Raw genomic sequence first — 6,288 nt, 5'->3', positions numbered from 1 at the left:
GGCTCGTATATGTGTATACGAGACCGGGCCGGACGTCCGCGGGGCCGGGACCGTCCGGACCCGCGCGCACCGGGGGGACGGCGTGCCCGGGCGGCTCCTCCGACGGCCCGGGGGCGTCCGGGCCGTCGGGCGCGTCCGGCACCGGCGGGACGACCCGGATCGCCGGGACGCCCTCGCGGCCGCGGCCGCCCGCCGGGCCCGGGGCGGGCGGAGCGGCGGGCGCGGGCCCGGCGCGCAGCGGCAGCGGGGTGAGCACCGAGAGCGGCTGCTCCTCGTCCACCACGGTCAGCAGGCCGGCCGGGATCCGGATCAGCGCACGCATGCCCCCGTACGGGGAGGGCTCGACGTGGCAGGTGAATCCGTACTGCCGGGCCAGCTTGCCGACCACCGCGAAGCCGGTCTTCGGCGGGTTGCCCAGCTCGGTGAGGAGCACCTCGGGCGGGCCGGCCAGCAGTCGGCGGGCCCGGCGCAGCTGGTCCTCCTCCATGCCGATGCCGCTGTCGTCGACGATCACCAGCGCGCCCCGGCCGCCCTGTTGGACGGTGACCGGGACGTCCGTCTCGGGGTGCGAGTACGCGGTGGCGTTGGCGAGCAGTTCGGCGATGGCGATGGCCACCGGCTCGGCGGCCCGGGCGACCACGGCGAGCCGGTCCTCGCGCAGGTGGTTGGCCACCTTGATGCGGGCGTAGCCGGGCACCCGGGAGAGCGCGCCGACCACGACCTCGGCGAGCGGGGAGTCGGTGCGGGCCAGGCCGGGCCAGGCCTCGCAGAGCACGGCGACGGTCTGGATCCGGCGCAGCGCGACCTCGTTGCGGAAGTCCACCTCCAGCAGCCGGGGGTCGTCGTTCTCGTGCTGGAGCTGCTGGACCAGGCTCTGGATCTGGTAGAGCAGGGTCTGGATCTTGGAGGTGGCGCCGCGCATCGCGGAGCGGGCGGCGGCGTCGACCCGCTCCCGCTCGTCGGTGACGGCGGCCGCGGCGGCGTCCAGGACGGCCTGCAGGGCCTGCACGGCGTCCGGGCCGACGGCGGCGGCGTCCAGCGGTCCGGCGATCGGGGCGTTGGGGTGGCTCAGGCGCAGGGCGGCGGCGGCCACCCGCTCGGTGGCGAGGTGCCCGATCTCGGCCAGCAGGGCGGCGGTGCGCCCCTCGGCAGCCGCGGCGGCCTGCTCGGCGCCGCCCGCCCGGTGCTCCGCCCCGGCGGCCGCCCGGTCGGCGCCGTCTGCGCGCCGCGACTCCTCGGCCGCCCGCTGCTCGGCCCGCTGGGCGCGGTCCTGGGCGGCCAGCGCGCGGTCGGTCGCCTCGCGGGTCCGCTCCGCCGAGCGGTGCGCCTCGTCCCGGGCCTCGCGGGCCTGCTGCTCGACCTTTCCGGCCCGGCCCTCGGCGGCCTCGGCGCGTTCCTCGGCCCGGCCGGCGGAGGCCTCGGCGGCGGCGGCCCGGGTGAGCGCGCGGGAGCGGCCGCGGGCCAGCAGGCCGGCCGCGGCCAGCGCGGCGAGCGCGATCAGCGCCAGGGCCGTGACCAGCAGCTGCGTCATCGACGTCCTCGGAGTTTCCTTGTACGAAGAACGGACTTGGGGCGGGCGGTGCTTGTTGGGGCGGGTGCGGGCGGGCGGCTCAGGCCGCGCCGCCGGCCGCGCGGGGCCGGGGCGCGCGCCGCTCGGCGTCCTCCTCCAGCTCGCGGGCGACCAGGGCCACCTGGCTCATCGCCTCCAGCACGTTGGGCACCGCGGTGCCGTCCAGGTGCCGGTACTCGGCGGCGACGGTGAGCACCAGCCGCTCGGGCAGGCCGAGTTCGGGGTAGCGCTGCTCGGCGACGATCCGGCGGGCCGCGTCCAGCGCGGGCAGGCCCGCCCGGTGCAGGGCGTGGGCGCGCTCGCGGACGTACCCGAGGTAGGCGATGTGCTCCCGGACGCCGGGCCGGTCGAGGACCGGGCCGTGGCCGGGGACGATGATCTCGGCGCCGGTGGCCAGGATCCGCTCGCAGGCGGCGACGATGTTCTCCAGCGGGCCGGCCCAGTGCGAGGGGTGGTCGCCGGGCTGCGCGGCGGTCGAGCCGAAGATGACGTCGCCGGCGAACACCGCGCGCTGGTGCGGGAGGTGGACGATGAGGTCACCGCCGGTGTGCGCGGAGGGCAGGCCGGTGATCTGCACCGGGTACTCCCCCACCCGCAGCTCCAGCTCGCCGTGGAAGACGGTGTCCGGGTGGACCGGCTCGGTCCGCGACCAGTCGAACTGCCCGAAGTGGCGGCGGAGGTAGTCGCCGAGCGGGGAGTCCGGGTCGCTGCCGGTGACCAGGCCCTGGGTCTGCTGGGGCGTCGGCTCCCAGTGGATGTGCTCCAGGGCCTCACGGGTGGCGATCACCTCGGCGTCGGGCAGGACGCCCGCGCCCCAGAGGTGGTCGCCGTTGGCGTGGGTGACGACGATCCGGTCGACGGTGACGCCGTCGGCCAGCCGCTTGCGGCTCTCGGCGAGGAACTCGGCGGCGAGCGAGGGGTCGTAGGGCGTGTCGATCCACAGCGCCGTGCGCGGCCCGGCGAGCAGTCCGCAGTTGGCCAGGCCCCAGCCGCGCTTCGGCGGGAGCCAGACGTACAGGTCCTCGGCAATCGCGCTCACGTTCGCACGGTTGATCGTCATGGGCGCGATTATGCCGATGATGTGACGGTAGTGGAGCAAAAGCCCGACGAATCCGGCCACTTCCTGCCCCGGAGCCTCCCGGACTGTCCGGTATGCCCCCGTCCTCGGCGGCCGAATCCTGCCCTCGGGTGCTCATCCCGCGGGCAGGATGCGGCAGACCTCGACGGTCACGTCCACGGTGTCCAGCCCGATCACCCGCCCCTCGACGGCGACGAACCCCTTCTCCCCCGAGCGGAACAGCGCGGCCAGCGGGGACTGCCGCCCGGCGGCCGCCAGCGCCTCCACCGCCATCGCCGAGCCGAAGGCGAACACCCCGCAGAGCACCACGCAGGGCGCCTGCCGGGAGGTGCGGGTGACGAACACGAAGCCGTGGTCGCGGACGAGTTCGTCGGCCGCGTTGTACTGCGCCTCGAAGGCCATCCCGCCCCAGCGGGCCCGGGCCGCCTGCGGGTGCTCCAGCCGGAAGTCCGGGAAGCCGACGGCCAGGACGCCCGCCGAGTAGGCGTTGACGCTCGGCCCGCCGATCGAGAAGGTCGGCATCCGCGGGTCCTGCGCGCCGGCCGTGACCAGCTCGATGGTGGCCTTGCGGTTGATCTTCCGCAGCAGGTCGATGAGCTGGGCGATGGCCCGCGCCTCGGCCATCGGCATGAAGAGCACGTTCCGCGGCCCCCGGCTGGTGAGCCGGCAGCCGTCCTTGGCGTAGGCGAACTCGGCCGCCTCGATGCTCGGGGTGACGATCTGCACCCGGCCGTACGGCCCGAGCAGCGCCCGCAGGAAGCCGTAGCGCAGGAAGAGCCGGGTGCGGGCGAGCGAACGGGCGGCGAGAAAGCCGATCGCGGCCGGGACGAACCCGACCAGGATCTGGAGCAGGATCTCCATGGCACCCCCGCGCGACGACCCGGGCACGAACAGTCTGCGCGGAGGTGATGCCCCGTGAGGCGCCGGGAACTCCCTCCCCCGCCTCCCTCCCCGCTGCCACGCCGGTGAACGCTCCCGATTCACCCGTCCGGCGGATCCGGACGTCACGCTCCGTCACGACATGAGGCCGCCCCGGGCGCGTCCGGCGATGACGCGCCCTCAGCCGTCGAGGCGCTTGACGAACTTCCGCTCGCTCGCGCAGCGCTCGTAGCCCAGCCAGGAGTTGATCGCGAGCATCGGCGCGTTGGTGGCGTCGTTGGAGGTGTAGGCGTGCCGCAGGCCGGCGGCGCGGGCCCGGCGCAGCGACTCCAGCTTGGCCAGCTTGGCCAGCCCCCGCCCCCGGTACGCCCGGCGGCAGGCGGTGAACGCCGACCAGTAGCGCTCCGCGCCGTCCGTGCTGACGGCGCTGAACGCGGCCGGCACGCCGTCGGCCACGGCGACCACGGTCAGCTCCCGGTCGAGGTCCGGGCGGTTCCACTCCCCCGCCAGCCACTCGTCGTACTCGGTGGCGTCCATCACGATCTCGCCCGGCTCGTCCAACGCCGCGTCCGCCTCGATCTCGAAGACCGGGTACGGATCGGCCGCGAAGGCACTCGCCGGGCGCAGCTCGACCCCGGCCGGCAGCGGCGGGGCGGGCGGCAGCGGCGCGGTGAGGTCCCGGGCGGCGAAGTGGGCGGTCCGGCCGGCGGTGAAGCCGCGGGCCTCGGCGAAGGCGCGGGAGCCGGGCTCGTCGTCCACCCAGCTGTGCAGCTCGACGACGCCGTGCTCGGCGAGGTGCCGCTCGGCGGCGGCCAGCAGGGCGGTGAAGGCCCCGCGCCGCCGGTGCTCGGGCAGCACGCTGCCGTTGGCGTGGCCGACGCCGGTCGTGCTGGTGCCCGTCACCACTCCGCAGCGCACCGTGCCGACCACCCGGCCGTCCAGCTCGGCGACGAAGGTGCGGTAGTGGGCGCCCTTCGCCCGGTGGGCGTTCCGCCAGACGAACATCTCGGGGGTCTGGACCAGGTGCTCGCGCCCGGCGCGGTGGGCCGCCGCGACGGCCTCGGCGTCCTCGGGGCGGAAGTCACGAATCGTCAGAGGTGTCATAGGGAGGTCACGGTAGCCCCACAGACGGCCCGCCCGCCCCTGGTTTTTCCGGCCGGAACGACCCCCACCTGCGGTGATGTCACGGTCCTGGGGCGCGGACCGATCATTGACGTAACGCCAAGCTCAAGTAATGCTCTGAAATGACCGGGCGAGGCTTGGCAGCCGCGCCGTCCGGGGACATGCTCACCAGCACGGCCCGGCGGCCCCGGCGACGATGCCCGGCCGACCGACGGCCCTCCCACCCGGCCCTCCGAAGGGGGCGCACCGATGACCTCCCCTGCCCTGCCCACCGCACCGCACGCGCCCGCACCGACGACGGGCACCACCGGGACCGCCGGCACCACCCGCTCCACCGAGGTCTCCGGGACTTCCGGGACCGCGCGCCGCCTCGGCGTCGGCCTCGGCTGGCGCAGCGAGATCGACACCGTGGTCGAGCGGCAGCCCGGCCTGGACTGGGTCGAGGTGGTCGCCGAGAACATCTGCGCCGGCCACCTCCCGGAGTCCCTACGGATCCTGCTCGACCAAGGCCTCACCGTGGTCCCGCACGGCGTCGGCCTCGGCCTCGGCGGCGCCGAGCGGCCCGAACCGGCCCGCCTCGACCGGCTCGCCGAGACCGCCGGGGCGCTCGGCTCCCCGCTGGTCACCGAGCACCTGGCGTTCGTCCGGTCCGGCGGCCTGGAGGCCGGCCACCTGCTGCCGGTGCCGCGCTCGCGCGACGCCCTGCGGGTGATCACCGAGAACGTCCGGATCGCCCAGGACCGGCTGCCGGTCCCGCTCGCCCTGGAGAACATCGCCGCCCAGCTGGCCTGGCCGGACGACGAGCTGACCGAGGGGCAGTTCCTCGCCGAGCTGGTCGAGCGGACCGGTGTGCGGCTGCTGATCGACGTCGCCAACCTGCACACCAACCGGGTCAACCTCGGCGTCGACCCGGCGGCCGAGCTGGACCGCCTGCCGCTGGAGGCGCTCGCCTACGTGCACGTCGCGGGCGGCACCATGGTCGACGGCGTCTGGCACGACACCCACGCCCACCCGGTCACCGAGCCGGTCCTGGAGGTGCTGGCCGAGCTGTGCGCCCGGGTCGCCCCGCCCGGGGTGCTGCTGGAGCGCGACGCCGCCTTCCCGCCGCCGGCCGAGCTGGCCGCCGAGCTCGACGCCGTCCGGCGGGTGCTGGACGGCGGGACCGCGCGGTGACCCCCGTCCGCCCGGCCGGCCCGGACGCCGCCGCCACCGACGCCGCCCGCGCCCGGCTCGCCGCCCGGCAGACCGAACTGCTCACCGCCCTGGTGGCCGGCGGCCCGGTGCCGCCCGGCTTCGACCCCGCGCAGGTGCGCGCGCAGGCCGCCGGCCTGGCCGCCAAGCGCCGCGACACCGCCGCCAAGGTCGCCCCGGAGCTGCCCCGCCTGCTGGGCACGCGGTACGGCCCGCTGTTCCTCGCCTACGCCCGCAGCCACCCGCAGACCGGCGGCTACCGCGCCGACGCCCGGGCCTTCGCCGCCTGGGCGCTCACCGAGGGAGCGGGCGCCGGCGGGGGCACCGGCCCGGACGCCGCCGCCCGCTCGGCGCTGGCGCGGTGGCTCGACCCGGCCCCGGAACGGCCGCCGGGCCCGCTCACCCGCCTGCGGCGCCTGCTACGACCCGGCCGCGACGCCTGAGCAGC

Annotated in this window: 4 protein-coding genes and 1 pseudogene; 1 reads left to right on the top strand and 4 read right to left on the bottom strand. The window is 76.3% G+C overall.

Going from position 1 to position 6,288, the window contains the following annotated elements; translation table 11 throughout:
• From ACFVFS_RS34950 to ACFVFS_RS34935, 4 genes are all read right to left on the bottom strand, one after another.
• A partial coding sequence (locus ACFVFS_RS34950) for an ATP-binding protein (RefSeq protein WP_380628907.1) occupies positions 1–1,531 on the bottom strand: 1,531 nt, incomplete at its 3' end.
• Positions 1,532–1,610: 79 nt separating this feature from the next.
• Complete coding sequence (locus tag ACFVFS_RS34945; RefSeq protein WP_380628906.1) at positions 1,611–2,630, bottom strand: MBL fold metallo-hydrolase; 1,020 nt, start codon at positions 2,628–2,630, stop codon at positions 1,611–1,613.
• A 132-nt stretch (positions 2,631–2,762) separates the two neighbouring features.
• Positions 2,763–3,509: a hypothetical protein gene (locus ACFVFS_RS34940; RefSeq protein WP_380628905.1), complete on the bottom strand. Its 747-nt coding sequence runs from the start codon at positions 3,507–3,509 to the stop codon at positions 2,763–2,765.
• Positions 3,510–3,707: 198 nt separating this feature from the next.
• Positions 3,708–4,631, bottom strand: coding sequence for a GNAT family N-acetyltransferase (locus ACFVFS_RS34935; RefSeq protein ID WP_380628904.1), 924 nt, complete (start codon positions 4,629–4,631; stop codon positions 3,708–3,710).
• Positions 4,632–5,048: 417 nt separating this feature from the next.
• Between ACFVFS_RS34935 and ACFVFS_RS34930 the strand changes: the two are divergent.
• Positions 5,049–6,283 (top strand): annotated as a pseudogene (locus ACFVFS_RS34930) (DUF692 domain-containing protein).
• Positions 6,284–6,288 lie beyond the last annotated feature (5 nt).

This window comes from Kitasatospora sp. NPDC057692, assembly GCF_042799475.1.
GTDB lineage: Bacteria > Actinomycetota > Actinomycetes > Streptomycetales > Streptomycetaceae > Kitasatospora.
This window is presented reverse-complemented; position numbering and strand designations above follow the sequence as displayed.